This is a genomic window from Rathayibacter sp. SW19, assembly GCF_030866825.1.
Lineage (GTDB): Bacteria > Actinomycetota > Actinomycetes > Actinomycetales > Microbacteriaceae > Rathayibacter_A > Rathayibacter_A soli.
Map to the genome: position 1 here is coordinate 238,566 of NZ_CP133020.1, position 23,879 is coordinate 262,444.

A 23,879-nucleotide genomic window follows, 5' to 3' on the forward strand; every position below is an offset into this window, starting at 1 on the left:
TAGAAAGTTCCAAAACTCTTTATATCCGTAATGCGGTATGATCGGGCTTGACAACTGAAGGAGGGGATGGCCGCAATGGCGCAGCTTGACCTTGACCAATCCGCAGCAGGGATGATGGCGGCGTCGGCGGCGGTGCCGGCCACCGAGCCGACGCCGAAGCTCGGTCGCAAGCGGGATCACACTCGTGACCCCGAGATTCTCGATGCGGCGATCGATGTGCTCGCGGAGATCGGTTATGACGGCATGACCATGGACATGGTCGCCACCCGTGCGAAGGCCGGGAAGGCGACGGTCTACCGGCGCTGGCCGTCCAAGGCCGAGTTGGTGCTCGACGCCGTCTCGTGCATGAAGTCCAGTGACATTGACTACGACCATCTGCCCGACACCGGAACGCTGCGTGGTGACTTGGTCGCGCTGATCAAGCCGCACAATATTGACGATGCCAAACGCAAGCTGCAGGTGATGGCTGGTGTGATCTCGATGTTGTCGCGTGCACCCGAACTGGCAGACGCTGCGAATGCGGCTCTGGTCGAACCGCGGGCGAGGGTGAACCGCATCCTGCTGCAGCGTGCGATCGACCGCGGTGAGATCCCGGCGGACACCGACGTGGATGCCCTGGCGCTGATCAGCCCGTCGATGGCGACCTATCGGGTGATGATCCTGCGAAAGCCGGTTGACCGCGCCTTCCTGCTGTCGCTGATCGACGGTGTGATACTGCCGGCCGTTGGGCTCCGCGCCGCGACGTAGGATCGGACGCATGGCCTCAGATCCCACCTCGAACACCGGCACGAACTCCAGTATCCAGTGGCAACTCGTCTCCCGTCCCAAGGGTGAGCCGACCGCCCAGAACGTTGCTCGTGTGCAGGTCGAGCTGCCAGAGCTGAGGGACGGCGAGGTGCGCGTGCTCAACACTTACTTCTCCGTCGACCCGTACATGCGGGGGCGGATGAACGAAGGACGCTCCTACGTTCCGCCATTCGCCCTCGGTGTGACGATGCAGGGCGCGGCTGTCGGCGAAGTTGTGGCGTCCACATCCGGGTCACTGCCCGTCGGCACGCTGGTGTTGCACCAACACGGCTGGCGCGATGTCACCCAGGGGTCGGCGGAGAGCTTCCGCTCCGTCCCAGCCATTCCCGGACACTCGCCGTCGCTCTACCTGAGTGTTCTCGGCCTGACCGGGATTACGGCCTGGGTCGGTCTGAGTGAGATTGCCGGGATCAAGGAGGGAGACGTCGTCTTCGTGTCCGGAGCTGCGGGCGGCGTCGGCACGATGGTCGGGCAGATCGCCCGCCTGCTCGGCGCATCCCGGGTAGTCGGCAGTGCGGGAACAGCTTTGAAAGTCGAAACTCTGACGTCGAAATACGGCTACGACGCGGCTTTCAACTACCGAGACGGCGACATCGCCGGCCAACTGAAATCTGTCGCTCCGGACGGTATCGACCTGTATTTTGACAACGTCGGGGGCGAACATCTCGAAGCGGCGCTGCGGTGTTTCAACGGTGGCGGGCGCGCGGTGCTCTGCGGTGCCATTTCCGGGTACAACGCGACCGATGCCGGTCGCGGTGTTCGGTACACGTCGAATATCATCACTCGCGGGCTCTCGCTCAAGGGCTTCACGATGCCGAGCTACCAGCATCTCGCCCCGCGGTTCGCGGAGGCGATGCGCGGCTGGGTTGCCGAAGGCAAGATCGTTTACGACGAGACGATTTACGACGGGATCGACAGTGCGTTCGACGCGTTCACCGGCATGATGCACGGTGCGAACATCGGAAAGACGCTCGTGCGGCTGTGACCGGAAAGGTCGAGGTTCGCGAGCGAGGCGTGGCATAGTGGCAATCAGCGTAAGAACGAACTTAAAGCCGAGCCCTGTATTGTCCCAAAAGCGTCACATTCGTTCCACATTCGTCACATTGCACTCATGATGACATCTCACGTATTCGTGATTCTCGCCGACCTGCGGCATGTGAATTGTGATGCCTGGATGTTGCCCACCGATCGCGAGTATCGCATCAAGTCGCAGTGGCTGCAAGAAGACAACGAGCTTGGTCTCCGAGCCCGAAAGATGCGCAGCAATGAGTTCACCTCCGGTGAAGTGCTCGCGCTCGCCGTCGCCGATTGGCCGAATGACAAGCCACTACCTGTCCTGACCGCTGTTCCCGTGGGTGGCGTAACCCGTGCCGATGATCTGGATTCGGCTGTTGAACAATTCATCGAGGTCGGCGCGACGCAGGCGAAGAGCCGGCGTGCGTCGGCTTCCGAACCTTTGCAATCCGCGATGGCTCGTGCGGTGCCGTTGCTGGCGATGCCGGTTTTCGGAGCCGACGGTGGAGGTGGTGGCAGCATTCGGGGTGAGCTGCTCACTCATCTGCTGACGACCGCCCGGCGATCTGCAGCAATGCACGGTGTCGATGTTGTGATTGTTGTCAACAAGAAACCGAAGACGTTCGCCCTGGCACAACAGCTGCGCAAGCGAGACGCATCCGATGGCTGGCCCGAGCTAACGGACGCCGGACTCTTTGACAAGGCGAAGGAGTTGGCGCAGTTCGCCCGTCGCGGCAAGCTCGTGCCGTTCATGGGGGCTGGCGTCAGCGTCAGTGCAGGGGCCCCGAGTTGGAGTGAACTTATTCAGCGGCTCGCTGCCCGAGTCACCCTCACGGAGGGTGAATGCGCCAGCCTCGTGAAAGAGGGCCGCAGCGCCTTGGATCAAGCGGCTTTTCTCCGAGCGAAATTCCAGTTGTCGAAACTGAATCCTTCTGAAGCGGACGGCGGATTCTCTCAAGCGATCGTCGACGAATTGCGGCTGACGCGATACGGCCTCGCCCCGACACTTCTCGCGAGCCTTGGCACCGACCAGGCGATTACGCTGAACTACGATGAGCTTTTCGAGCAGGCATCCGCGGATGCCGGCATCGCGCGCACGATTATTCCGCACGACACCTCCTCGAGCAGTGAAAAATGGTTGCTGAAACTTCATGGGTCGGTGGATGATCCGGCCAGCATTGTGCTGACCCGAGACGACTATCTTGGATACAACTCCAACCGCGAAGCGCTCTCCGCGATCGTCAAGGCCACGCTCATCACGCACCACTTGCTCTTCGTCGGTTTCGGTTTGGCTGACGACCACTTTCAACAAATCATCTACGATGTTCGTCGAGCGCTGCCCGACGGCGGGGTGCACTCACCGGATATTGCAACCGCGTTGACGTTGGGCGATGATCCGCTCAACAAGGTGCTCTGGAGTGGCCACCTGGATTTGATCCCCATGGGGGCGGGCACTGAGCGCCTACAAGAAGCCTCGCGGATGCTCGAGATCTTTTTGGATGCGCTGCTTGCGTTCTCGACAGACAACCATACCTACCTGCTGGACCCGGACTTTCGGAGCGTTCTGAACCAGGCTGACAAGGCGTTGGCGGAAGGGCTACTGCAGCTTGCGGCCGGAGCGTCTGACGCGATGCGTTCATCGTCTGCGTGGCCGGCCATCGCACGAGCGTTTGCTGACGTCGGCTTCGACGTCAGCCATTTGGAGTTAGCCGCGCGAGGTGTGGAGCCGGCGAAGCCAGTGCCGCTGCCGAGCACGTGGAATCGCTCCGGGCTTGAACATGCTGGGTTCGCCGGGTTCAGGCCGTTCTCGCAATTGGCAACTTCGCCGCCGCCGAAGACGCCTGGAATCTACGTGGTGCTGCGAACCAGCAAAACCGGGCCGACCTTCATGGCGCTGAGCAGGATTGGCAAGCGTGACGGTCTGGATCTGTCTTATCCAGTCGAGGATTTGCAGACCAAGTGGCTGGCAGAAGCAGAAGTTCTATACATTGGCAAGGCCAACGCGACGCGCGGGTTGCGGTCCCGTTTGCGCCAGTACGGCAGTCTGGCGCCAAACCACAGCGGCGGGCGGTCCATCTGGCAGCTGGCAGATGCGGATGAACTGCTCGTCGCGTGGGCGGAGACGCAGGACCAGGATCCCGCTGTTGTGGAGTCTGCCTACCTGCACGCATTTTCGGCTGAGCACGGGGCTCTTCCGTTCGCAAATCGACGACACTAGTGGGGTTGTCGTGCGAAGCGTTGCTAAGGGATCAGTCGCTCGGGTACGGCATGGGCTGCTCGTCGATCGTCATGCGGTGCCGCGGCACCGCTCCCGGCCGCATCAGGTCTACGCTCGGCCCAGGAGGCACACATGCCCACAGAACAGGTCCTTGTCACCGGCGGCACCGGATTCGTCGGCGTGCACTGCATCGCCCTGCTGATCGAGCAGGGTTACCGGGTGCGCACCACAGTGCGATCGCTGACCCGCGAGAGCGGCTTGCGCGCGATGCTGACCGAGGCCGGCGTCGACGCATCCGCTCTTGAGGTCGTCGCGGCAGACCTGACCGATGATGCCGGCTGGCCCGAAGCGGTGGTCGGCTGCGCCTACGTGCTGCATGTGGCATCCCCGTTCCCGGTCACGCAGCCGAAGGACGCGAACGAGTTGATCGTGCCCGCCCGCGACGGGGCATTGCGCGTGCTGCGCGCCGCTCGGGATGCCGCGGTGCAGCGGGTTGTGCTTACTTCCTCGTTCGCGGCGGTTGGCTACGGGCACGGGCGGCTGGACCACACCCTCACCGAGGAGGACTGGACTGACCTCACCGGCCCGAATGTCTCGCCATACGTCCAGTCGAAGACGCTCGCCGAACGTGCCGCGTGGGACTTCATCGACAGCGAGCGCGGCGACCTGCAGTTGGCGGTGGTGAACCCGGTGGCCATCTTCGGCCCGGTGCTCTCGCCCGACCTGTCCACCTCGATCGAACTCCTGCAGCGAATGCTGGCCGGCAAGGTGCCCGCCCTGCCGCACATTGAGATGTCCGCCGTCGACGTGCGCGATGTCGCCGACCTGCACGTGCGGGCGATGACGCATCCGGATGCCGCGGGTCAGCGATTCATCGCGGCCGCGGGGGATCCGCTGCAACTGCCGGAGATGGCTCGGATACTGCGTGACCGGCTCGGCGCACAGGCATCGCGTGTTCCCACACGCACGCTGCATAACTGGATCGTGCGCACGCTCGCCCCGGTCAACCGGACGCTTCGGGATGTCGCGCCTCTGCTCGGGGACGCGAAGCAGGTCTCGCACGAGAAGGCGGTGCGGATGCTCGGTTGGGCACCGCGCTCGAACGAGGATGCCGTGCTGGCCAGCGCCGAGAGCCTGGTGCGCTTCGGGCTGACCGGGTAAGGGGCCGTCGGTGCCGTTCGGGCCATCAGCCAGCTTGGATCGTGCGTCGTGCTTGTGTGGCCCGGGCGACGTCGGCGAAGGTCGGGGCGGAATCGCGGCTGGAAACGCAGAATCGGCTGCCGCAGGCGGTCGCCGGGCTTCCCTTTCTCGGAGTGCGCGACATTGCAAACGCTGCCGGAGTGAGCATCGCAAGCCCGAATCCTGACGGCCCTCCGATCGGCGCGATCGTCTGGCCGCAGTACACAACAATTCTGCGGCAGCATCCGTCGCCGGGGACGGTTGTGTACCGGTGGGATTCACTCAGGGTCTGGTTGCGCTCCGAATCTGAACCGGACATGGCGCGCAGGCTTGACCCACCGCCTCCGTCCGACGGTCGATCGTTGTCTACAATGTTCGACATCGGCGTGCATTCGCCGCACGTTCAGAAATGCCCAACTGGTTAGCATGCAACGTATGTCCATCACACTTGAGAACGTCGGCATCGCCGTTCGCGACCTCGAAGCAACGATCTCCTTTTTTACCGACCTCGGCCTCACGGTGGTCGGCCGTGACACAGTCAGTGGGGAGTGGGCTGACACCGCCGTCGGCCTTGATGGCAACCACGCGAAGATCGCGATGCTCCAGACGCCGGACGGTCACGGTCGACTGGAGCTCTTCGAGTACATCCATCCCGACGCGATTGAAACCGAGCCCACGCTTCCCAACGAGATTGGCATGCACCGCGTCGCCTTCTCCGTCGACGACATCGACGAGGCCCTCGAGATCGCCGCGAGGCACGGATGCCGCCCGCTTCGCGGCGTCGCCACATACGAGGATATCTACAAGCTCAGCTACGTCCGCGGCCCCAGCGGCATCATCGTGATGTTCGCCGAAGAGCTGAAGAAGGGCTAACGGCACGTCGACCGAGCACCGGAGCCTGACTATCTGTACTCCACAGGTTGCGGTTCGTTGTCGAGTGCACATCTTCTGCTGCTGCCGCCGGGGCCACTCCGGTCTGCCTCCGTCTCTACCATCGAACCAAGCGATCGAGCACAATGGAAGGGTGTTGGGGATGACCGAACCTCCGGTGTGGCCGCTGATCGGCGTCTTCGCCGCTGCGGTCTTCGGGATGATCACGGTCGTGTCGACGTTGTTCGTGCGCGTGATTTGCAGTGAGATCAACGGATTGCGCGGTGAAATCGGCGGCCTGCATGGTGAGATCGGCGGCCTTCGCGGTGAGATCGGTGGCCTGCGCGGCGAGATGAATGCCCGGTTCGAAGCGGTTGAGAGGCGTTTCGATTATCTCGATCGCGACGTTCAAGCGCTCATGAAGCACGTCTTCGGTCAGCCGGACTGACACCGCGTACTGACGCCTCGAGGCCCAATTCGCACGCCCGCTCAGTGGCATCCGGTCGGCGCCTGCATGGTGGGTGAAACCGGCGGCGCGTCTTTCGGTGACGTGTATGCACCGATCAGCCGGAAGAGCGTGTCGCTGGAGTTCGCCTCAACCCCTTGGCAGTCGAACGCACCCTCTTTGAAGGTGGTGACCACCGCGATCGATGTTTTCTGCGACGGAAGGTACGCCTCGGTGGCACTGTACCCGCCGACCAGTGGATTCTGCAGGATCCACGAACCGGAGCGCACGATGCCGAGCCCGTAGTTGTAGCCGTCAACCTGGGTGAAGCACGACGGCAGGCAGACCTGCTCCTTATACCCGAAGCCGAGCAGGTTCGGATCGGTCATGGCATGGAAGCTGGATCGGGACAACAGTCTGCCCGTGCCGACGGCCGTCGCCGTGGTGGTCATGTCGGCGATCGTCGTCGTCTCGGCTGCACCGTCCGGGGTTCCCCACGCCGGGTTGAAGAAGGTCGACTCCTCGTAGAACGGGCTGCCCGCAGGAATTCCGAATTGCACCCGTCGTTCCGAGCTGAAGGAGTGCAGAACCGGCTCTGGGATGTAGGAGCTGGTGTACGCGGCCGTGTGGGCCAGCCCCATCGGGTCCAGCACGTTCTTCTTGAGCAACTGGTCAAGCGGAGCCTTGCCGACCATCGAGAGAATTTTGCCGAGAATCATGAAGTTCGTGTGGGCGTAGCTCCAATTCGCGCCGGGAGCGAACTGCATCGGCCGGTCGAACGCGTACTTCACTCGCGCGTCGTACGTGAAGATCTGGAACGGGTTAGTGTTGAACGCCGCCGTCCAGCCGGGGTCTGTCTCGAAATCGGGATATCCGGTCGTCTGGTTGGTGAGCATCTTGAGGGTGACCTTGTTGGACTCGGGCAGGTCGGGCAGCCAGTGATCGATCGTGTCGTCAAGGCTCACCTTGTGTTGTTCTACGTATTGCATCAGCAGCGTGCCGATGTAGGCGAATGCCACGGCGCCATTGCGAAAGTTCATGTCCGTGGTGGCCGGCACCCCGGTCATCGAATCGCCGAACGCCTGCGTCGTGACGACCTTGTCGCCGGTCGTGACCCGCACGATCACCGCGCGCAGCTGGTACGTCTCCATCGCCTTGCGCACGATCGAGGCGATCGCCGCGCCCTCGGCTGATTGAGACTCGGCCGACTGCGATGCAGTTGTCGACGTAGTGGTCGCCGACGTGGATGCCGACTCACCGGTGCAGGCGGTTACGGTCACCGCCAGCGTGAACGCCAGCAGACCTGCTGTGAACAGCCGCGCCACTGATGAGTGCCTTCTCATAACCTTTTCTCCTTTTCTCGGGGAACGACTTCCCCAGGGATGACCGGCACCTCGAGGCGTGCCGGGCGGTCAGCATCCCAGTGCAGGGTGCATTGGCCTCCTCGCCATAGAACGTCGACCACTTCGGACCGCGATGCAGATACCCGAATCGATCGGTCGAGCTGACGTTCTGGAACGCGCGGAACGAGCCAATGCTGTGCAGGTTCGCATCCGAGAAGCTGGCGCACACCAGCATCGGCACGGTGATCTCTTCGAGTTTCGGCGTCAACGACTCCCACCACGCATCGCGCAGTGGGTGCCGCGACGCGTCTTGGTCGGCAGAGCATCCTTGCCATACGGGTGCACCGAGAGGATCGCCGGGAACGGCCCGTTGCCCTGTGGGTGGTAAATGTTGACCCGCAATACGACACCGTCACACATCCGTACCTCGACATCGCGCTCCTGCGCAACCTCCGCTGACGCCGGCACGACCGTTACCGGTGGGCGAAGGGCATTGCGGATGCGCCGGCGCGCGTATGCGGCGCGGCCCGGCCGCCGCCAGGGAACGTCTCGAACAACCGACATCGCGCCGACCTTGCTTTCGGGGCTGGGGTCCGCGATGTGAGTCACAGGTTGTCGAGCAGCCGCATGTATTTTACTGTCACTCTATAGCATCCGATAGTGTAGTGAACATGACCTCAACGGGGGACGGCGAGCTGAGTCGTCAGGCGAAGGTCGGCGCCGCATCCCGGCTGGGGACGCAGAACCGGTTGCGGCTGGCCGCGTCCGAGGAGTTCGAAGAACACGGATACGCAGGCGCGACCGTCAGTCGCATTGCCAACCGTGCCGGGGTCACCGTGCAGACCCTCTACCTGGCCTGGGGCAGCAAGCGTGAACTGCTGCGCGCATCCTTGACCTCCAGCCTGGCAGAGCACCTTGGGCCCCCCGGGGGCATCGGCGGCCTTTTCGAAGGGAAGACGGCACGCGAGGTCATTACGCTGCTGGCCACGCTGATGGGCAAGACGGCTGAGGCGGCCGGAACCGGTTGGAAGCTCTATCGCGATGCCGCAGCGACGGACACCGAGATCGCGGCCGACTGGGATCAATTGCAATCCCTGCGTCGAGGCACCATGGAATCCATCGTGGCGCACATCCCTGACGACTCGTTGCGTCGGGGGCTCAGTCGTGAAGCCGCCCGCGATACGGCCTGGGTGATCGCCAGCCCCGAGTCGTACGAACTCCTCGTGGTGAGGAACGGCTACTCAACGCAAGACTTCGTCCACTGGATGGACGCAACGCTGACGGCGGCGCTTCTCGCGTAACCGCACCGAACAATGCTGCTGCAGGGTTCGTTTTGGCTGCCTGTCGAACTGAACCCGGGTCTCGATACTCTCGCTGGCGCTCCAATCCTCGCTCGCAGGCTCGCTGGCGACAAGGGTCGCACAATCGCTGGCGCGATTGCCTGAGCTCCACCGCGCTCGACCGGCCGTGCCGTTGCGCTGTCGCACGTCACCGATAGCCTGGGACGATGACATTTGCAGATGCAGCAGTCGACGCGGAATCAGCTGAGCGACTGGAGCAGCACGGCTTGCGGCTCGGCCTCGTCGACACCGCCGACCGTGCCGCCTTCACCGCCTGGCTGCACGCGGATGCCCGCGGCTTCTACCAGCCGCACACGTCGCCGAAACAGCTCGAAGCACTCCTCGCCCACACCGCGTATCGGCGCACGACGGGAGTCTGGGACGACACAGAAACGGATGCCGCAACCCCGGTCGCGACCGTCTCCAGCTGGCCTGCGCCGCTGGCATTGCCCGGCGAGAACGATATGTCGGCGTGGGCCATCAGCTCGGTCACCGTCGCACCGACGCACCGGCGCCGCGGCATCGCGCGTGCCTTGCTCGAGGCGGAATTGCGCACCGCTCACGCGCTTGGTGTTCCTGCGGCGATCCTGACGGCGTCGGAGGCGACGATCTACTCGCGCTACGGGTTCGGCCCGGCCGCGCGTGCCGCGCAGTTGACGATCGATACGCGACGGGCGCGCTGGGCGGGGCCGACGGCATCCGGTCGGGTTCGGTTTGTGACGTTGGAGCAGCTGCAGGCCGACGGCCGGCCCGTTTTCGAACGCGCCCGAAGCAGGCAACCCGGCGAGATTGCGCTCGACGACGCATTGTGGGCTGAGTTGCTCGGAGTCATGGGCGACGACGAGGATGAGCTCAAGCACCTGCGCGCGGTGCGCTACGACGATGCCGCGGGCGTCGCCCAGGGTTTTACCGTCTATCGTGTCAGCGGTGGCGACGAGGACTTCAGCCAGCACACCGTCACCGTGCGCTACCTGTGCGCTGCAACGGATGATGCATACGCCGGCCTGTGGCATTTTCTGGTCGACCTCGACCTGGTCACCTCGGTTGTTGCGCCGCTGCGTTCCGTCGACGAGCCGGTGATCTGGCAGCTCTCGGATGTGCGCGCGGTGACAACCAGCGGCCTCAGCGATCAGCTGTGGTTGCGCATTCTCGACGTTAAAGCGATGCTCGAGGCACGCAGCTACAGTGCGCCTGCGCAGCTCGTGCTCGACATCGCCGATCCGCTCGGCTACGCGAACGGACGTATTCTGCTCGCAATCGGAACCGATGGGCGGGCCGGCGTGGCGCCATTGCCGGATGCGGCGCTTGAATCGGCGGCGGATGCTTCGGGCGGCCCCGCCCTCGCGGACTTTGCGCCGTTTGGGCTGGCACTTTCCATCACCGATTTGAGCAGTCTGAGCCTCGGCGGCGCGTCGGCACGCACGCTCGTGCGCGCCGGGCGAATCACGGAGCTGGCGCCCGGATCTGCCGATGTCTTCGACACCGCGTTCCGCTCACCCATCACGCCGACGCTGAGTCTCTGGTTCTGACTGTGGCCGGCGCCAGCAAGTGTCGGTGGTCGAGTAGCGAGCGTCAGCAAGCGTATCGAGACCAAGACACGATGAGACCGCGCGCGAATAACTCGATGCACTCGTGGTTTTCGCTAGGTTCAGAGCACGGCATCAATTTGCCACGCAGACAATCGGGTGGCCGATAGTGCAAGAACTCGTGCGATGTCCAGAGCAGCCTCTAGCCCGGCGCGTGAGCCAAATTGTGCAGCGCCGGCCTCTGTGTGGTAGCTCCACCCTCCGGGTTGCCCCACACCGATAAGTGCGGCAGGCACTCTATGCGATATGTTGCCGAAGTCTGTCGCGAAGGGGAGCGGCGGTGGATCGTAGACAAAGTCTCGACCTGCCGCCCGGAAAGCCCCGGCGACCGCCGAAGTGACGGCATCATTCGGCCGGATCCCGAGAACGAGCTCACCGCTCGACCATTCTCCCAGTTGCATCCGCTCGCGCAGCCGTCCCGCCGCGGCAGTGATCTCGGCCGCAGTGCCGGCGAAATGGAGCACCGTCGCGTCGAAAACGAGGCCAGTTGCTTCTTCGACATCCCCGTCGAGGCGAGCGTGTTCCAACATGACGCTCGCGGGATCGCTCTCGTCAAGTGCTGCCATCAATTGGCGTAGCGCGACGATCGGAGTTTGAACGACACCTCGGGCTAAAGATCGGGACCCGAATACGTGAAGCGTGTCTCGACGCATGTACAGTGACTTCTTCGACACCGTGTTGATGAATTCGGGATGCGCGTAAAGCGCCGCGTCCATGTCGTCCCAGAGGCCTGCTGCCGCAGAGATCGCTTTGCCTCCACCGCGCGTGAGTGCGGCGGGAGCGTGAATCTCATCCGCCGGACAACCGAGAACAATGACCTGTCCGGCCAGTTGCTCACGGAGGCTTGCGAGCGCCGACACCGCGGCGATCACACCACCGGAGATCGGGCCGTGACCGCAGGAGTGCACGGGCACGATCGAGCCATCGGGCTGTACCGATGGCACAGCGTCGTAAAGCATCACGAGCCCAACTGTGTTGCCAGGCATCGCTCCGCTCAGCGTCGCACGAAACGCGGTCTGCATTCCGCCGATGCCGCGCTCGACGGTTAGGCCAGCATCCTCGAGCCGGCCGGCGAGGTATGCCGATGACACGTACTCTGCGTGGCCGAGTTCCGGATGCGCGTGTACGAACTCGACCACCTGTTGAATGGTTTCTTTCCGCGCATCTACTGCGTCAAGCACATCGCTGTCGCTGGGCATCCCTTGTCCTTGTCGTCATCGTCGTTATTCGACGGACCCCGATGAGACCTGTTCCAGCTCGATCAGGTTCCCTTCTGGGTCTGCCATAAAGCAGCGAGCTCCTCCCCACGGAGGACGGAAAGTGTCAGATAGAAAGCTGACACCCGCGTCTTCGAGTCGAGCTCTGACCGCGTCGCAATCGTCAACCTCGAGAATGAGCATCGTCGCCGGTCGGGCGCGATCGGCCTGAACCGTCATCACGTGGCTCGGTAGGTCGGAGGCCGCGTGGCCCTGCTCGGCGAGTGACAAACGAATACCGTTACGCGTCAGAATGGCATAAGGGGGATCGTCGAACGAGGTTTCCAAGCCGAAACCGAGTCGATCGACGTAGAAGTCGGTGAGCCGGGCGACGTCGACGACTGCGAGCGCGACTCCGACTCTCGTGATGGCACAATCCGGTATCGCCATGTCAACTCCCACGCTTTCGAGGCCGGCCGAGCTGTTGACGAGCAGTGTGGTTTGGAGGCACGCGCACGTCACTGTACAGGCATGAGCCCTATTCGTATTACATTCTGCGAATGATGTATCAGTATATGATCGCGCCTGCGACTCGTCAATCGCACAGAGCCCTTTTCGAGGGGCACCGGGCCGTCATCCGACGAATGAAGCGGCAAACGATTCCGCGACGGCCATCACTGCCGCGTGTACCGGGCCCGTCGTAATGGCCGGGAACACCGAAGCGTCGACGACAAAGAGGTTGTCAATTCCTCGCATGCGTAGGTCGCCGTCTACGACGGCATCGTCGTCCGCGCCCATTCGACACGTGCCTACGGGGTGATGGTGGGTGATGGCCGCCTGGGCGATGAACGCGTCGACTGCGTCCTGACCCACTATGGAAGAGCCCGGCAGCAATTCTTCGGCCCGCCACGGCGCCATCGCGCCCGAGTTTCCGACGAGACGGGCGAGCTCAAGCGCACGCCGGAACATCGCACGGTCGTGCACTGTGCTGAGGTAGGCAGGATCGATGACCGGCGCGTCGCTTGGATCGGGGCCTGTGATGCGAATCGAGCCGCGACTGGTCGGGTGGGTCACCCCGAACAGGAGCGTGTACGCGTCGCCCGCACCGAGCCCGACGGTAGCCGACTGGTATCGTTCCGAAACACTTGGCGCGACGACGCAACCCACGACGACGTCTGCGATACCGGATGTCACGGCGGTTCCCTCGGCAGACAGATAGGTCATCGACTCGGACAGCTGCAGGCGCGTCGGAGGAACCGTCTTGCGCGAACGGTAGAGGTTGCCGGCTCCGAGTAGGTGATCGTGCAGGTTGCGGCCGACGTCTGGGCGGTTGAGGGCGGTCGGCACATCCGCGGCCGCGAGCACGACGTTGTCCCCGACTCCAGAACGCATCAGGAGAAGCGGATCGCCTATCGAGCCGGCCGCCAGGATGACCGTGTCGGCGTGAAAGATCTCGTCGTGCCCGTCGCGGGAGACTTCGACAGAGCTCACGCGATCGCCGATGAGGCGGAGGCGATGCACGAGCGTGCCCTCGACTACGGTGAGGTTCGGACGGGTCTTCACAGGAAAGAGGTACGCGTCGGCGACTGTTACTCGTTTTCCATTACGGATGGTGAGCGAGTTGGGCGTTGCGCCGATCATTTCACCGCTGTTGTGGTCCGAAATGCGACGGAGCCCGAGGCTCTCCCACGCGGCCAAGTAGTCGACGACGACCGGACTCACCTCAGCACCGGGCAACATTACCGGCATCGGCCCGTCGGCGCCATGTATGGCATCTGCGCCGCCTGAATAGCTTTCGAGCACACGGAAGTGCGGGAGCATCCTGTCCCATGACCATCGGTCAGACCCTGTCGCTTCGACCCACACCGCGAAATCAGAGCGGGCGCCTCGCATGTGCGCCATGGCATGGAGATTGCTCGAGCCGCCGAGTCCTTTGCCCCGAGGCCAGGAAAGCGTCCGCCCGGCGAGATGCTGCTGTGGTTCGGTTGCGTACGCCCAGTCGTAGTCGCGGCCTTGAATGAACGGCCATAACTCGGGCCGAGCGACATCCGGATCTGTGACCTGCCTTCCTGCTTCTAGCAGCGTGACCCGGCGTGCGGGATCGGCGCTCAGTCGGTTCGCGAGGATCGAACCGGCGGAGCCGCCGCCGATGATCAAGACGTCGGCACCGCTCATCGTCGGTCAGTTGCGGGTGTGTCCACCGTCGACCACCAGGGTTTGGCCGGTAATCCAGCCAGCCGCCTCGGATGCGAGGAACGCGACCGCCGGCGCGATATCTTGTGGCAGCCCCCGACGGTTGAACGCCTGGGCGGGCAGCACATAGTCAAAGCCCGCCGCATGCGGGCCGGCAAGCACACCTTCGCTTGCGGTGAGTCCAGGAGCGACCGCGTTGATAGTGATGCCGTTCTTGCCGATCTCACCCGCCAGGGCACGAGTCAGCCCGATCGAGGCTCCCTTGGTTGCCACGTAGTGAGCGCAGTTCGGGGTACCTGCGACGAACGTGTTCGATGCAATGTTGACGATGCGACCGTAGCCGGCCTTCGCCATTTCGTCGCCGACCGCACGGGTCATCAGGAACAGGCCGTCGAGATTCACGGACATGACGCGACGCCACTCTTCGAACGTGATGTCCTCCCACGCGACGAAAGGCACGAGGGCCGCGTCGTTGACGAGAATGTCGATACGCCCGAATGTGGCCATGACCTCGGCGGTGAGCGCAGCAACCTGTTCCGGGTTGCTCACGTCGACCGCGATCGGATGGCCGTCGATCTCAGCGGCGACCTTTTTTGCGCCCTCGAAATTGATGTCTGCCACCACAACCTTGTGGCCGTCGTTGGCGAGTTGCTTGGCGATTGCGGCCCCGATGCCTTGGGCGGCTCCGGTGACGATCGCCACGCGCTGTGCTGCATCCGTCATTGTTCTCGTCTCTCTTTCATCGTGCAATGTCGTCGTGCGGTCGCCGTCGACTGCGGATCGGTCAATTGCCGCCGTAGTAGGAGGGTGCCAGCTTCCACGTCTGGAACGGTTCGAGTTCGTGCGACGGGTAGATGTCCGCGCCGCGGGTGCGACCCAGGTAGTTGAGGCGTCGAATCGACTCGACCGAATCGGTCGGATCGAGGTGAAATCCGCCGATGATCTCCGCCTCCAACGTCTTGTTCGTGTACGCGGCATCCCCGGCGAACAGCATTGACGGACCATCCTGCATTTCCACGAGCATTGAATAGTGCCCGCTCGTGTGTCCCGGCGTCTCGAACAGTCGTACTCCGGGCACGACGTCATAGTCGCCCGAGATCTGCTGATATTTGACGCCCGGATAATCGAACGACAAGTCAGAATAGCCGAGACGCTCAAACGATTCGGGAACTTTTGCGTGCCGCAACTCGTCCTTGTGCACCAGTGTCGTCGCGTTCGTCAGGTATTTGTTTCCGCCGACGTGATCGAAGTGAAGATGTGAATTGATGACGTAGTCGACGTCCTCGGGCATGTACCCACACAATGCGAGTTGGGCCGGGATTGTCTGCTGGGGGGTCTGCTCGGGCAGCTCGAATGGGAGCACCTTGTTGACGTGCTCGAGATCGTAGCCGGTGTCGAACAGGATCAGGGCGTCTTGGTGCTCGACGAGCACGCTGTAAACCGGAAATCTCACCGGGTTGCCGGGATCGATGTGCCAGAACACTTCGGAATTGTCGATGACCAGAGTTCCGCCGTCTAGTAAATAGACTTTCGGGTTTGCCACGTTGCCCTCCCAGTGTTGCTTTTTACAATCCGTGTTGCTCTTTTGCGATCTGTATTTCTTTTTACCATCCGTGAATTGATGATCACATTATGAGAACCATGGCGACGCTGTCAAGTGTTTTACGGGGTTGGTGAGGGTGACGCGAGCCGGTCTCCATCCTCGAACCGCGGCTGGAGCGAGTGATAGGCCCAGCGGTAGCACGAGGTCAGCATCGGGCTCTTGTCGAAGTCGCCGATGCACCGCATGTCTTTGTACCGTTTGGCCGACTTCTGGTTGTAGTGCACACGACAGATCACGCTGAACAACGATGCCGGCGCCGAGCCCCCGACCATGTGTTCGGAGGGCATCCAGCAGTCCACACCCGTGACGGAACCATCGACTTTCGCGCTCGAGGCCGCGACCGTGCGGAGTTGCGTCAACGCCGCCACATCTCTTGCGTCGTTGGGCACCGACGCGGCTAGCTGGCCGGCGGTCGCAGTTCGCGACGTCATCGATTGTGCGCCCGTGGCGCATCCGGTGAGAGTGAGGGCGATCACAATGGTGAGTCCGGCTAGAGCGTGCGATTGACGGATGTCTTCGCCTCCTTGTGTGAGAGATCGACCGCGTCGATCACGAGACTTCCACATTTCGACGCCCCACGTTTCACCTGTGTGAAGATTACGCCAGACCCGTTGACACTGCTCCAATCGTCTCATAATATCGATCAACAATTGCATACTGTAAGAAGTGTATGGAACGCTGCACCGTGAATCGCGGTGCGACAGTGAGGTCCTGAGAGGTCAGTCCCGAGAGGAAGTACCCGATCATGAGCGACACAAAATTCAGAGGTCCAGCAGGCCACACGTTCAAACGCATCGTGGCGTTTGCCGGTATGGCGGCCCTGGTGGTCGGGATGGCAGCGTGTTCATCCCGCACCAGCGATTCCGGTTCAAGTAGTGGGGCCACGGCGAAGAAGTTCACGCAAGTCGCCGTCGTAACTCCTGCAACGGAAGCGGACCACGGCTGGAATCAGCAGGGCATTGCCGCTGCTGAGGGCGCGGCCAAACAGCTGAATCTCAAGCTGGATAAGAACACGAATGTCGGCTATGACAACACACAAACCATATTGACTCAGGTCGCGAAGAAGGGGAATGACATGGTCATTGCCTGGGCCAGCGGCTTTACCACAGCTGCCGCTCGGGCGTCGACAGCGACCGGAGTCCCGATGCTTGTGGTTGACAACCCCAGCGCGGCCATCCCCGGAAAAGTGGGTGTCGTGACTTTCGAGGCGCAGCAGGGCGCATATCTCGCCGGCATTGCGGCGGCCATGACGACAAAGACGAAAACGGTCGGGGTTGTTGTGTCCGCCGATGACATCAACTGGTTCAACATGTCTGGTGGATTTATTCAGGGGGTGCGCAGCGTCGACCCGGCCGTGAAGATCGTCATCGCGTACATCGGAGCGGCATCGTACGACGATTCGGCGGGTGGCAAGAAGGTTGCCAGCCAGGTCATCGCTGCGGGAGCAGATGTCGTGTTCGGTATGGGTGACGGTTCAACCGTTGGCTACATCGCTGCAGTCGAAAGCGCGCCGACACCGGTCAAATACATTGCGGACATTGGGGATGTTACGGATCTGCTGAAGGATCCGAGCACCATGCTCACCTCAGTGCGGTGGAACATGCAGGACTCCTTCGTTCAGGCAATCAAGGATGCCGAGAACGGCACCTTTGGGAAAAAGCCCTACACCCTCACAGTCGCCAACGGCGGCCTCACGTTGCAGGACACCCCGCAACTGACACCCGAGATCAAGTCCGCCGTGGACAAGGCAAAGCAGGGCATCATCGATGGCTCCATCACGGTGAAGACGTCGACTACCAAGGCCGCAGTCACCGAATTGCTCAATCAGTAGGCACCGTCTGGTGTGTTACAGGCTGTAGCTGCTAGGCGGCGTATCGAGGCGGGGAAGAATTCCGCCTCGATACGCTGCCGAAACCATCGCATGGTTCACCTCGAGCCGGCGGATGACATGGAGGATTTCGGTGGGCATTTCCACGAATACCGGTGTCGTATCCCTCAGGAACATCACGAAGACGTTCCCCGGCGTCGTCGCGAACGACAACGTCTCCTTGGATATCCGAAATGGGCAAGTCCACTGTCTGCTCGGCGAGAACGGTGCAGGCAAGTCCACGCTCATCAGCATCCTCGCTGGCATGCAACAGCCTGACTCAGGTTCCATTGAGATTGATGGCAAGGTTGTGCACATCGGGTCGCCCAAGGCGGCAATGAATTATGGCATCGGCGTTGTGTATCAGCATTCGACTCTTGTGCCGACCCTTTCGATCATCGAGAACTTGATGCTCGGTGAATCCGGGCTTCTGTTGAACGTCAAGCGAGCGACGGCCCGCCTTGAAGAGCTCTCGGGGCTGCTCGGCACATCGATCGATCCGCACGCCAGTACCGGTGAGCTCGGCCTCGGGCAACAGCAGCAGGTGGAGATCGCCAAGGCGATGTGGACAGGTTCTCGACTCCTCATCTTGGACGAGCCGACGTCGATGCTGACACCACAGGCCATTGACTCGCTTGCGGAGAGCATCTCTCGGTTGAAGGCCGAAGGCCTGGCAGTAGTCTTCATCACGCACAAGCTACGCGAGGCATACATGATGGGTGACTGCGTGACGGTGCTGCGCTCGGGCAAGAATGTCGGATACATCTCCCCGGAGCAGATGGCTTCACTTTCCGAGAGTGAAGTGCAGTCGACGATTCTTGCTGCCATGTTCGGGGAAGACCTCGGTTCGACCGGCAGCCTTGAAAACGCCGCGGATCTGGCGGGCGCGGCCGAGAGTGTGCGAGAAACCGCGGCGATCGACTTCAGCAAGAGACCCACGCGATTGGAGTTGTCGAACATAGCGACAGTCGGCAAGACGATGGATGTTGTGGTCAGCGATGTCACCCTCCGCATCCGTGAGGGTGAGATATTCGGAATTGCGGGCATCGACGGTCATGGCCAGACAGGGCTGGCGGAGGTCGTCGCGGGGCAGCGCACTGCCAGGTCCGGGACGGTGTCCCTGGACGGGGTAGACGTGACCGCAATCGGTGTTCGTGGGCGCCAGGCACTAGGGCTCCGCTATGCGACAGATGATCGCCTGCACGAGGGAACCGTTGGCGGTCTGAGCGTCGCACTCAATTTCATGCTCAAGCGCATTGGAGAAGCGCCGTTCTGGCGCTGGGGTCGCACGAACATGCACGCAATCGACGCAGAGGCACAGCGTCTGGTTAATGAGTATGCGATTCACACACCCACTCTTGCCACCCGCGCCGGGGCGCTTTCCGGTGGGAATATCCAGAAGATCGTTCTAGCACGTGAACTCGAGACCGGCGCCAAAGTCTTGGTGGCCAACAAACCGACGTATGGATTGGATCTGAAGACAGTTCAGCTTGTGCACGATCTGCTTACCGCTTTTGCAGCGGACGGAGGAGCGGTGCTGCTGATCTCAAACGAATTGGACGAGCTGATCGAATTGTCTCACCGCATCGGTGTCATCTCGCGCGGCCGAATTGTGGGGACGGTCGACAACGACGACAGGAAGACGGCCGAACGGGTCGGCCAGCTCATGATCGGTGGTGGTGAAGATGGCGCAGAATAACGCTTCACGATTCCGCCGCGGCGTCAACCTATTCATCCGATCGGTCCTACCAGTAGTATTAGCGCTCTTGGCCGGTGCAATCATCTTGTGGGCGCTCGGCAAGAATCCGTGGGTCTTCTACGCCGACATCGCGCAGAACGGTCTCGCCGACGGCAACTGGCAGAACAGCCTTGTAATGATGTCACCGTTGTTGATCATTGGGATTGCACTGATTGTGGTGTTCCGAGGTCAACTGTGGAATCTCGGGTACGACGGCCAGTATCTGCTCGGGGCGGTCTTTGTCGCCGGCTTTGGACCATACCTGACTCAGCAGATGCCGCTTGTGCTTGCATACTTGGTATTGAGCGTGGGTGCAATCGTCGTGGGAGCGATCTGGACACTGATACCGGCTTGGTTAAAAGCGATATACGGTACGAATGAGATCATCACAACTCTGGTCATGTCGACAATCGGTGTCGGCATCGCCAATATTCTGATCAAGAGTGTCTTTCAGGATCCGAAGGTGGTCACCCCCCAGACAGCAGAAGTCCCGCTGAACTCGATGCTTCCCTATATCCCCGGAACCCAGGTGCACATCGGCTTTATCGTCGCCATTGTGGTCGCGCTCGTATTCCAGTTCATTCTGACGCGCACATCGTTCGGCCTCCGACTCGACATCTACGGCTCCAATCCCAAGGCCGCTCGGCACATCGGCATCAACTCGCGGTGGATGGTCGTTGTCCTGTTCTTGATCAGCGGCGGGCTGATAGGGCTCGCAGCATCGATCGACATGCTCGGACAGTGGGGTTACCTACGGGCCAACTGGAACCCTTCCTATGGCAATGCGATATTGCCGTTCGTGTTCCTGGCTCGGCTCAGCCCTCTGGCGTCGATCCCATTTATCGCGTTCTATTCGGTGTTTGCAACGGGAGCAACGATTGCCTCACAGCAAGCTGGACTTTCAGTCGACTTCCTCATGGTTGTCGTAGCGCTGATCCTCGTGTTCATGACGCTCACCGAATATGTGGGCACCAAGCGTGATCTTGGCCAAAGCTACCTGCCTGACGAGTTGAAGAACGCATTCCGCCACCCCGTAGGTCTACGCACGAGAAAGAGCGTGTCATGACTGATCTGCTGACACCCACATTTCTGGCCACCTTCATCGTCGGCTGCCTTATGGGTGCGATGCCCCTGATGCTTGCGGCCCTTGGGGAGACCATTGGCGAGCAATCTGGCATTCTGAACCTGGGCATCGAGGGAATGATGCTCGTCGGTGCGTACGTCGGGTACGTTGTGGCTCTCGGTACCAATTCCCTGTGGCTTGGGATGCTGGCAGGCGCGTTCGCAGGTGCCGTCCTTTCGCTCGTAATGCTCGTGCTCAATGTCTGGCTCGGATTGAATCAGATCGTTCTCGGAATTGCGATCACGTTGGCCGGCACAGGCATCACGAGCGTGCTCTACGATCAGTTTTACGGTGCCAAGAGCCCGCGCGTTGCCAATCCGGTTGATTGGGCGATACCAGGGTTGTCAAAGATTCCTGTTCTGGGCGATTCGATTTTCAGCCAGTCTGCGATCTTCTGGGTGGGCTTGCTGCTTGCCGTCGTTGTGGCCTTGGCGTTGAAGAAGACCAATTGGAGTCTGAGCATTCGAGCGGCTGGTCAAATGCCTGCCTCCCTCGACGCAGCAGGTGGAAGCGTCATGCGCACTCGATCGCAGGCAGTGCTGCTCGGCGGTACATTCGCCGGTCTCGGCGGGGCTTATCTTTCTCTGATCTCCACGGGCGCATTCACACCGGTCATCACGAATGGCCTGGGTTTTGTGGCGATCATCGTCACCATGGTCGCGAATGGGCGCATTATCTGGGTCGCAGCGATGTCGTTCCTTTTCGGCCTCACGGTCTCATTCGGGACGGTGCTGCAGCTAACCAGCGTGAACATTCCGACTGACGTCATCGGGATGCTTCCATACATTGTCGTGATGATCGTCCTGATCATCTTCGCCCGCAGCGTGTATATCTCACCGGCGCTCGCCGCGCCGTACACCCGCGGCGCTCGATGACGCGTTGTCTTCTCACGCCGCTGACCTATTCGTCGAACACAAGAGAAAGGCACACAGATGTCGCAATTGGATTTCACGTTGTCGGCGGGTCCCACGATGGCCTCCGCTCGTACGCTCGCCGCGCTTGGCTCTCCGATCACCTATCACTATGACCCCGACTTTCTTGCTGTGTTCCAACGCACACAAGAAAAGGTGGCGCAGATTTTCAAGACGACCAACGATGTCATCCTGATGCAGGGTGAGGCAATCGTCGGGCTTGAAGGCGCCGCGCGATCGTTGACCCGGCCGGGCATGCACGTGCTCAACTTGGTACAGGGAGTTTTCGGCAAAGGCATGGGATATTGGCTGACCGAGTTCGGGGCCGTGCTGCACGAGGTCGAGGTCGGCTATGACGATGCGGTGTCCCCGGCCGTCGTGGATGAATACTTAACGGCGCATCCCGAGATCGAGCTGTTGACGATTGTGGCGTCCGAGACGCCATCCGGCACCATCTCCGACGTGTCGCTACTTGGCCCGATTGCACAGAAGCATGGTGTGCTTACGCTAGTTGACGCGGTCTCCGGCATCGGCGGCATGGAGTTCGAGACGGATGCCTGGGGGCTCGATATCTGTGTGGCGGGTGCCCAGAAATGTTTGGGAGGGCCTCCCGGTGTCGCGTTGATCTCGGTCAGCGACGCTGCGTGGGAGTCGATTCTCGGCAATGCTGCAGCCCCGCGTGCGTCTTATTTGTCGTTGATCGACTGGAAGGAGAAATGGCTCGAGGGCGGAGCATTCCCGTACACCCCATCCGTCTCGGATATGCACGGGCTCGAGTCCGTTTGTGATCAGCTGCTGGAAGAGGGCCTGGAGAACTCGATAGCTCGACACCGTGATTCGGCACTCGTGACGCGCGCGGGAGTGCGAGGCATGGGGCTCAAGTTATGGCCGACCTCCGACGAGATTGCCGCGACGTGCGTCACTTCGGTCAGGCTGCCAGATGCGGTCGACGCCCTGCAGTTGCGCAGCCATATCCGCGATCGTTACGGAGTAATGTTGTCCAGCGGTCAGGGTGCCGGTAATCTCATCAGAATCGCGCATATGGGCCCAACCGCAAGCGGGCTGTACCCAATAGTTGGATTGTCCGCGCTCGGTCGCGCACTCGTTGATCTCGGCCAGCCGGTGGATATCGGCACAGGGATCGCAGCCGCTCTGGAGGTCTTGAGTTCACAGAAATGACGACCGCGCTCTTTTTCATTCGTAAGAGCTGTTCCGGCAAAGAGGAAGTGGGATGATGGTGGTCGCCCAACGCACCAAGGGTGTTGACAGCGCGCGTCGCGTACTTGAAATCTTGTTGCAGTTCACCGACAGCAAGCCGGAATTGACGATAGACCGGCTTCTCGAAGCGCACGATATCTCGCTACCCAGCGCATACAGATATATTTCTCTCTTACGAGAGATGCATCTGATCGAAGAGCACAACAAGGGGACGTTCGTGTTGTCCCCCCGGGTTCTGCAACTCGCTCGTGCGGCGGAAGCCACACTCGACTACAAAGTGGAAGCGCAGCCCATACTCAAACGATTGACGGATCAAACCGGCGAGACCTCGCTGTATCTTCGACGGATCGACGATGCCGCCGTGTGCATCGCCATCGAGGAGACGGACCACGCTATTAGCATCTCCTTCAACCCCGGGCACATGATGCCGCTTCATGCAGGCGCAGCGGCCAAGACGCTATTGTCTGATCTGAGCCCGGCCAAGCGCGAGCTGTATTTCAGCCGACTCAAGCCTTCGCTTGCGAAAAAGGTTCAATCGCAGCTGGTCATAGAGCTCGAGCAGATCCGGCTCAGCGGATACGCCGAAAGCCGGGGGGAGGTCGACGACGGCGTATGGGCGTGCGCGTCCTCCGTGTACGTGCGTAAGACGCAGATCGGTGCTATTTCGGTCGTCGCGCCTGCATACCGCGTCGGAATCGAGAAGCGCGAAGCCATCGGCCACGCCGTACGGGAGGCAGCCGCAAAGCTGGAGAGCGTATTGGTGGCTCTGGGCTAACGACTGTATGTACCCACCAGGCGGGCCTGTTCGATGATGGCGTCGGCATACCGACTGAGGAAAGTTTCGCGATCAGGCTCACCCGAAACGCTTCGACTGAGCGCGTACACCCAGAAGTAGTAGTGATGTTGTCCATGCCCCTCCGGCGGCTGTGGACCGAACCACTCGGAGCCGCCCGTCCCGTTCGGTGCGGTGCGCACTCCATCGACGGTGAGATCGACAACGGATGAGCCTTTCGGAAGTCCGTACACCACCCAATGTGTAAAACCATGCGCCAATGGCGCGTCGGGGTCGTGACAGATGACCGCCAATTCGACTGTGCCTTCCGGTGCGCCGGAGATCGTGAGGGTGGGAGCGATGTTTTTCCCATCGGCTGCGTGTTCGTCGGGGATCCGCCGCAGTGGTGCGATCGTCGGGCTCGCGATCGCGAGTTTGTCGATGAAGAGTGCCATG

Annotated in this window: 23 protein-coding genes; 14 read left to right on the forward strand and 9 right to left on the reverse strand. The window is 61.6% G+C overall.

Annotated features, from left to right (window positions below; all coding sequences use genetic code 11):
• Positions 1–75 precede the first annotated feature (75 nt).
• The 6 genes from QU604_RS01155 (at position 76) to QU604_RS01180 (ending at position 6,536) form a co-directional block, all read left to right on the forward strand.
• Positions 76–747, forward strand: a complete 672-nt coding sequence (locus QU604_RS01155) for a TetR/AcrR family transcriptional regulator (protein ID WP_308466962.1) — start codon at positions 76–78, stop codon at positions 745–747.
• Between the two features lie 10 nt (positions 748–757).
• Positions 758–1,792 (forward strand): NADP-dependent oxidoreductase, encoded by a 1,035-nt coding sequence (locus QU604_RS01160; RefSeq protein ID WP_308466963.1) that lies wholly within the window; start codon positions 758–760, stop codon positions 1,790–1,792.
• A 126-nt stretch (positions 1,793–1,918) separates the two neighbouring features.
• Complete coding sequence (locus QU604_RS01165) at positions 1,919–4,039, forward strand: SIR2 family NAD-dependent protein deacylase (protein ID WP_308466964.1); 2,121 nt, start codon at positions 1,919–1,921, stop codon at positions 4,037–4,039.
• Between the two features lie 132 nt (positions 4,040–4,171).
• Complete coding sequence (locus tag QU604_RS01170) at positions 4,172–5,200, forward strand: SDR family oxidoreductase (protein WP_308466965.1); 1,029 nt, start codon at positions 4,172–4,174, stop codon at positions 5,198–5,200.
• A gap of 453 nt (positions 5,201–5,653) precedes the next feature.
• Positions 5,654–6,091 (forward strand): VOC family protein, encoded by a 438-nt coding sequence (locus QU604_RS01175; protein ID WP_308466966.1) that lies wholly within the window; start codon positions 5,654–5,656, stop codon positions 6,089–6,091.
• Positions 6,092–6,251: 160 nt separating this feature from the next.
• Positions 6,252–6,536, forward strand: a complete 285-nt coding sequence (locus QU604_RS01180; protein ID WP_308466967.1) for a hypothetical protein — start codon at positions 6,252–6,254, stop codon at positions 6,534–6,536.
• Positions 6,537–6,577: 41 nt separating this feature from the next.
• On the opposite strand, the gene QU604_RS01185 is transcribed toward QU604_RS01180, so the two are convergent.
• Together QU604_RS01185 and QU604_RS01190 are read right to left on the reverse strand one after the other, a co-directional pair.
• Positions 6,578–7,876, reverse strand: coding sequence for a serine hydrolase domain-containing protein (locus tag QU604_RS01185; protein WP_308466968.1), 1,299 nt, complete (start codon positions 7,874–7,876; stop codon positions 6,578–6,580).
• Between the two features lie 264 nt (positions 7,877–8,140).
• The gene (locus QU604_RS01190; RefSeq protein ID WP_308466969.1) at positions 8,141–8,440 is read right to left on the reverse strand and encodes a CocE/NonD family hydrolase; all 300 of its coding nucleotides are present in this window, start codon (positions 8,438–8,440) and stop codon (positions 8,141–8,143) included.
• 107 nt (positions 8,441–8,547) lie between these two features.
• On the opposite strand from QU604_RS01190, the gene QU604_RS01195 reads away from it, so the two are divergent.
• Both QU604_RS01195 and QU604_RS01200 read left to right on the forward strand, forming a co-directional pair.
• On the forward strand, positions 8,548–9,177 hold the full coding sequence (locus QU604_RS01195; RefSeq protein WP_308466970.1) for a TetR/AcrR family transcriptional regulator: 630 nt from the start codon (positions 8,548–8,550) through the stop codon (positions 9,175–9,177).
• A 206-nt stretch (positions 9,178–9,383) separates the two neighbouring features.
• Positions 9,384–10,745 (forward strand): GNAT family N-acetyltransferase, encoded by a 1,362-nt coding sequence (locus QU604_RS01200; RefSeq protein WP_308466971.1) that lies wholly within the window; start codon positions 9,384–9,386, stop codon positions 10,743–10,745.
• 119 nt (positions 10,746–10,864) lie between these two features.
• Here the strand turns inward: QU604_RS01200 and QU604_RS01205 are convergent, their stop codons facing one another.
• The 6 genes from QU604_RS01205 to QU604_RS01230 all read right to left on the reverse strand — a co-directional run bounded on the left by QU604_RS01205 (position 10,865) and on the right by QU604_RS01230 (position 16,225).
• Complete coding sequence (locus QU604_RS01205; protein WP_308466972.1) at positions 10,865–12,001, reverse strand: M20/M25/M40 family metallo-hydrolase; 1,137 nt, start codon at positions 11,999–12,001, stop codon at positions 10,865–10,867.
• Between the two features lie 24 nt (positions 12,002–12,025).
• Positions 12,026–12,448, reverse strand: a complete 423-nt coding sequence (locus QU604_RS01210) for a VOC family protein (RefSeq protein WP_308466973.1) — start codon at positions 12,446–12,448, stop codon at positions 12,026–12,028.
• A gap of 183 nt (positions 12,449–12,631) precedes the next feature.
• The gene (locus QU604_RS01215) at positions 12,632–14,173 is read right to left on the reverse strand and encodes a GMC family oxidoreductase (protein WP_308466974.1); all 1,542 of its coding nucleotides are present in this window, start codon (positions 14,171–14,173) and stop codon (positions 12,632–12,634) included.
• A 6-nt stretch (positions 14,174–14,179) separates the two neighbouring features.
• On the reverse strand, positions 14,180–14,914 hold the full coding sequence (gene pldH / locus QU604_RS01220; protein WP_308466975.1) for a pyridoxal 4-dehydrogenase, SDR-type: 735 nt from the start codon (positions 14,912–14,914) through the stop codon (positions 14,180–14,182).
• Between the two features lie 61 nt (positions 14,915–14,975).
• Complete coding sequence (pldA, locus tag QU604_RS01225) at positions 14,976–15,734, reverse strand: 4-pyridoxolactonase (RefSeq protein ID WP_308466976.1); 759 nt, start codon at positions 15,732–15,734, stop codon at positions 14,976–14,978.
• A 119-nt stretch (positions 15,735–15,853) separates the two neighbouring features.
• Positions 15,854–16,225: a hypothetical protein gene (locus QU604_RS01230; RefSeq protein ID WP_308466977.1), complete on the reverse strand. Its 372-nt coding sequence runs from the start codon at positions 16,223–16,225 to the stop codon at positions 15,854–15,856.
• 314 nt (positions 16,226–16,539) lie between these two features.
• Between QU604_RS01230 and QU604_RS01235 the strand changes: the two genes are divergently transcribed.
• The 6 genes from QU604_RS01235 to QU604_RS01260 all read left to right on the forward strand — a co-directional run bounded on the left by QU604_RS01235 (position 16,540) and on the right by QU604_RS01260 (position 23,426).
• Positions 16,540–17,625, forward strand: coding sequence for a putative B6 ABC transporter substrate-binding protein (locus tag QU604_RS01235; protein WP_308466978.1), 1,086 nt, complete (start codon positions 16,540–16,542; stop codon positions 17,623–17,625).
• A gap of 130 nt (positions 17,626–17,755) precedes the next feature.
• Positions 17,756–19,360 carry a putative B6 ABC transporter ATP-binding protein gene (locus QU604_RS01240; RefSeq protein ID WP_308466979.1) on the forward strand — a complete coding sequence of 535 codons (1,605 nt, stop codon included), beginning with the start codon at positions 17,756–17,758 and terminating at the stop codon, positions 19,358–19,360.
• Entirely contained in the window at positions 19,347–20,465 is a 1,119-nt protein-coding gene (locus tag QU604_RS01245) for a putative B6 ABC transporter permease subunit 2 (RefSeq protein WP_457852544.1), read from the forward strand. Before QU604_RS01240 ends, QU604_RS01245 begins: the two co-directional genes overlap by 14 nt.
• The gene (locus QU604_RS01250; protein ID WP_308466981.1) at positions 20,462–21,397 is read left to right on the forward strand and encodes an ABC transporter permease; all 936 of its coding nucleotides are present in this window, start codon (positions 20,462–20,464) and stop codon (positions 21,395–21,397) included. The genes QU604_RS01245 and QU604_RS01250 overlap by 4 nt, the downstream gene beginning before the upstream one ends.
• A gap of 57 nt (positions 21,398–21,454) precedes the next feature.
• Positions 21,455–22,612 (forward strand): pyridoxal-phosphate-dependent aminotransferase family protein, encoded by a 1,158-nt coding sequence (locus tag QU604_RS01255; protein ID WP_308466982.1) that lies wholly within the window; start codon positions 21,455–21,457, stop codon positions 22,610–22,612.
• A gap of 52 nt (positions 22,613–22,664) precedes the next feature.
• On the forward strand, positions 22,665–23,426 hold the full coding sequence (locus QU604_RS01260; RefSeq protein WP_308466983.1) for an IclR family transcriptional regulator: 762 nt from the start codon (positions 22,665–22,667) through the stop codon (positions 23,424–23,426).
• Here QU604_RS01260 and QU604_RS01265 read toward each other — a convergent pair.
• Positions 23,423–23,878, reverse strand: a complete 456-nt coding sequence (locus QU604_RS01265) for a YbhB/YbcL family Raf kinase inhibitor-like protein (RefSeq protein ID WP_308466984.1) — start codon at positions 23,876–23,878, stop codon at positions 23,423–23,425. The two genes, QU604_RS01260 and QU604_RS01265, sit on opposite strands and share 4 nt — an antisense overlap.
• Position 23,879: the final 1 nt, after the last annotated feature.

Bases quoted from the DNA above. Each gene is read 5' to 3' on its own strand.
- QU604_RS01155 (WP_308466962.1), top strand. From the start codon at position 76: ATGGCGCAGCTTGACCTTGACCAATCCGCAGCAGGGATGATGGCGGCG.
- QU604_RS01160 (WP_308466963.1), top strand. From the start codon at position 758: ATGGCCTCAGATCCCACCTCGAACACCGGCACGAACTCCAGTATCCAG.
- QU604_RS01165 (WP_308466964.1), top strand. From the start codon at position 1,919: ATGATGACATCTCACGTATTCGTGATTCTCGCCGACCTGCGGCATGTG.
- QU604_RS01170 (WP_308466965.1), top strand. From the start codon at position 4,172: ATGCCCACAGAACAGGTCCTTGTCACCGGCGGCACCGGATTCGTCGGC.
- QU604_RS01175 (WP_308466966.1), top strand. From the start codon at position 5,654: ATGTCCATCACACTTGAGAACGTCGGCATCGCCGTTCGCGACCTCGAA.
- QU604_RS01180 (WP_308466967.1), top strand. From the start codon at position 6,252: ATGACCGAACCTCCGGTGTGGCCGCTGATCGGCGTCTTCGCCGCTGCG.
- QU604_RS01185 (WP_308466968.1), bottom strand. From the start codon at position 7,876: ATGAGAAGGCACTCATCAGTGGCGCGGCTGTTCACAGCAGGTCTGCTG.
- QU604_RS01190 (WP_308466969.1), bottom strand. From the start codon at position 8,440: ATGTCGGTTGTTCGAGACGTTCCCTGGCGGCGGCCGGGCCGCGCCGCA.
- QU604_RS01195 (WP_308466970.1), top strand. From the start codon at position 8,548: ATGACCTCAACGGGGGACGGCGAGCTGAGTCGTCAGGCGAAGGTCGGC.
- QU604_RS01200 (WP_308466971.1), top strand. From the start codon at position 9,384: ATGACATTTGCAGATGCAGCAGTCGACGCGGAATCAGCTGAGCGACTG.
- QU604_RS01205 (WP_308466972.1), bottom strand. From the start codon at position 12,001: ATGCCCAGCGACAGCGATGTGCTTGACGCAGTAGATGCGCGGAAAGAA.
- QU604_RS01210 (WP_308466973.1), bottom strand. From the start codon at position 12,448: ATGGCGATACCGGATTGTGCCATCACGAGAGTCGGAGTCGCGCTCGCA.
- QU604_RS01215 (WP_308466974.1), bottom strand. From the start codon at position 14,173: ATGAGCGGTGCCGACGTCTTGATCATCGGCGGCGGCTCCGCCGGTTCG.
- pldH (WP_308466975.1), bottom strand. From the start codon at position 14,914: ATGACGGATGCAGCACAGCGCGTGGCGATCGTCACCGGAGCCGCCCAA.
- QU604_RS01230 (WP_308466977.1), bottom strand. From the start codon at position 16,225: ATGACGTCGCGAACTGCGACCGCCGGCCAGCTAGCCGCGTCGGTGCCC.
- QU604_RS01235 (WP_308466978.1), top strand. From the start codon at position 16,540: ATGAGCGACACAAAATTCAGAGGTCCAGCAGGCCACACGTTCAAACGC.
- QU604_RS01245 (WP_457852544.1), top strand. From the start codon at position 19,347: ATGGCGCAGAATAACGCTTCACGATTCCGCCGCGGCGTCAACCTATTC.
- QU604_RS01250 (WP_308466981.1), top strand. From the start codon at position 20,462: ATGACTGATCTGCTGACACCCACATTTCTGGCCACCTTCATCGTCGGC.
- QU604_RS01255 (WP_308466982.1), top strand. From the start codon at position 21,455: ATGTCGCAATTGGATTTCACGTTGTCGGCGGGTCCCACGATGGCCTCC.
- QU604_RS01260 (WP_308466983.1), top strand. From the start codon at position 22,665: ATGATGGTGGTCGCCCAACGCACCAAGGGTGTTGACAGCGCGCGTCGC.
- QU604_RS01265 (WP_308466984.1), bottom strand. From the start codon at position 23,878: ATGGCACTCTTCATCGACAAACTCGCGATCGCGAGCCCGACGATCGCA.